This is a genomic window from Clavibacter lycopersici (genome assembly GCF_003576405.1).
In the GTDB taxonomy this organism is placed as follows: Bacteria; Actinomycetota; Actinomycetes; order Actinomycetales; family Microbacteriaceae; genus Clavibacter; species Clavibacter lycopersici.
The window spans coordinates 1-2,840 of the sequence record NZ_QWGT01000300.1 but is presented as its reverse complement, the minus strand read 5'-3'; the positions used below and the strand labels follow the sequence as shown (position 1 = coordinate 2,840).

Below are 2,840 nucleotides of genomic sequence, written 5' to 3'. Positions count from 1 at the left end.
GGGCCGCCCGTCGCTGTTCGCGGCGCTCGTGCTGGTGGGCGAGATCGGCGCGGCCGTGGGTCCGCTCGCGGGCGCCGCCCTGCTCGGGCTCGGGTTCTCGGCGACCGTGCTCGTGGGCGCGGCCCTGTTCGCGGCCGTGGGGGTGGCGCTGTGGTGCGTGATCCCGGCGGACGCGGGGCGCGCGGTCTGGTCGACGCCGCGCCCCGGCGGATCCGCCGCACCTCGCCCCGACCGCTGGGCCGCCGTCCGCGACCGCCGCTTCCTCGCCTTCTCCGCCCTGTTCGCGGTGGACCTGGTGGCCTACAACCAGCTCTACCTCGGCCTGCCGCTCGAGCTCGCGCGCACGGGCGCCGGGACGGCCGCGGTCGGATCCGCGTTCCTCGCCGTCTCGCTCCTCACCATCACGCTGCAGTGGCCCGTCGCCCTCCTCGCGAAGCGGCTCGGGCCCGGCCGCGCGCTCGCCCTCGGCTTCGGGATCACCGCCACGGGCTTCGCCGGGCTCGCGCTCGCGTCCGTCGTGCCGCCGCCCCCGGGCGCCGAGCTCGTCCCCGCCGCTGTCCTCGTCGTCTGCCTCACGTTCGGCCACATGACCGCGGGGCCGGTGACCATGGAGCTCGTCCCGTCGTACGCCGCCGGCCGCCCGACCGCGTCGTACTACGGGCTGCTCGCCAGCTGCGGCGGGATCGCCGTGCTCGTCGCCGGCGGCGTGGTCGGCTCCCTGCTCGACGCCCGACCCGCCCTCGCCTGGGGGATCCTCGCCGCGCTGCCCGTCGCCGCCGCCGTCGGACTGCCCCGGCTGCTGCCCGCTCCCCCGACCACCACCCCCGATGCACCGCGCATCGCCGCCGATGCCCCGCGCATCCCCGAGACAGGACCCCATGCCCGCTAGCCGCTCCCGCCCCGCCCGCTCCGCCGCCCTGATCGCCCTCGCCACCGCGTCCGTGCTCGCCCTCAGCGGCTGCTTCGCCGCGAGCCCGGGATCCACCACCGGCGGATCCGCCGACGGCGACGGCCGCATCCGCCTCGCCATGCTGCAGCCGCCGAGATCCGGCCTCACCCCGCTCAGCGACGACGCCTTCAAGCTCGCGCGCTGGAGCACGGCGGAGACCCTCGTGACCCTCGACGACCTCGGCGACGCCCAGCCGCAGCTCGCCACCGGCTGGACGCGCGTCGACGACCTCACCTGGGCCTTCGACATCCGGCCCGACGTGCCGTTCCACGACGGCACGATCCTCACGGCCGCGCAGGCCGCCGCCTCGCTCACCGCCGCCGCGACCGCGAGCCCGAAGCCGCGGATCCTCGACGGCGTCGACCTCACCGCGACCGCGGACGGCGACCGGCTGGTCGTCCGCACCGCGACGCCGGACCCGCTCGTGCCGCAGCGCATGTCGAGCCCGCAGCTCGCGATCCTCGCCGCCTCGGCCTACGGCGCCGACGGCACCGTCTCGCCGGTCGGCACGGGCACGGGTCCGTTCCGACTCACCGCGGTGGACGGCACGTCGTCCGCCACGCTCGACCGGTTCGACGACTACTGGGGCGGGCGCGCCGCGTCCGCCGGCATCGACGTGCGCTTCGTCCCCGACGGCACCGCGCGCGCCGCCGCGCTCCGCACCGGCACGGCCGACGTGGTCGAGGCGATCCCCGTGGGCCAGGCCGCGCAGGTCGATCCGCAGCTCCTCCACGAGGTCGCCATGCCGCGCACGAACACGCTGTACCTCAACACGCGGACGGGACCGTTCGCGGATCCCGCCGTGCGCGCCGCCGCCCAGGCCGCCGTCGACCGCGCCGCGCTCGTCTCGGGCGTCTACGAGGGCCGCGCCGACGAGGCCGACGGGCTCCTCGGACCGGCGCTGCCCTGGGCCGCCGACCTCCGCGGCGACGCCTCCTACCGCGACGCCATCGCCGGCCGCGCGGCACCCGCGGAGGTGGACGGCGTGCCCATCACGCTCGGCACGTTCACCGACCGCGCCGAGCTCCCCGAGGTCGCCGTGCAGCTCGAGCAGCAGCTCGAGGCCGCCGGCTTCCAGGTGACGCAGGACGTGCGCGAGTACCAGTACATCGAGGCCGACGCGCTGGCGGGGAAGTTCGACGCGTTCATCCTGTCGCGCGCCACCGTTCTCGACTCGGGCGATCCCGCCGCGTACCTCTACAGCGACTTCGCGTGCGAGGGCTCGTTCAACATCTCGCAGCTGTGCGACCCGGCCGTCGACCAGGCCCTCACCGCGGCGTCCGCGCTGCCGGCGGGACCCGAGCGCCGCGCCGCGATCATGGGGGTGGAGGCGCGCGTGCTCGCCGACGACGCCGCGGTCCCGCTCCTGCACGAGCGCGTGATCCAGGGCGAGGCCGCCGGGGTCACGGGCGCCGTGCGGGATCCCCGCGAGCGCGCGCTCATCACCGCCGACACGCGCGTCGAGCGCTGATGGGCCGCGCGCGCGACGGGCTCGTCGTCGGGGCGTCCCGTGCGGTCGCGATCGCGGCCGTCGTGGCGCTCGTCGGCGCGCTGCCGTGGCTCTCGGGCCGCTCCCCGGAGTACACGATCCTGCGCGCGCGCTACTCCGACCTCGAGGCCACCCCGGAGGCGCTCGCGTCCGTCCGCGCGCAGCTCGGCCTCGACCGCGGGCCGCTCGCCGTATCGCTGGACTGGCTCGCGGGCGTGGTCCGCGGCGACCTCGGCACGTCGTGGATCTCGGGCCGCCCGGTGCTCCCGGGCACGCTCGACGCGCTCGGCGTCTCCCTCACGCTCATGGCCTTCGCGATCGCGGTGGCGGTGGGCGTGGCGGCGCTCCTCTGCGCACCCGCCCTCCGCGCCGCGACGCGCGGCCGCCGCAGCCGCGGATCCG

The 2,840-nt window shown here is 77.2% G+C and carries 2 protein-coding genes and 1 pseudogene; all 3 read left to right on the top strand.

The features are described 5' to 3' along the window. On the top strand, positions 1–889 hold an 889-nt coding region (locus DZG00_RS14195), incomplete at its 5' end, for an MFS transporter (RefSeq protein ID WP_147360020.1). Continuing rightward, positions 879–2,420, top strand: a complete 1,542-nt coding sequence (locus tag DZG00_RS14190; RefSeq protein WP_119455756.1) for an ABC transporter substrate-binding protein — start codon at positions 879–881, stop codon at positions 2,418–2,420. The genes DZG00_RS14195 and DZG00_RS14190, both read left to right, overlap by 11 nt. Further along, a pseudogene (locus tag DZG00_RS14185) lies at positions 2,420–2,840 on the top strand (ABC transporter permease subunit); the annotation flags it as partial. The gene DZG00_RS14190 and the pseudogene DZG00_RS14185, both read left to right, overlap by 1 nt.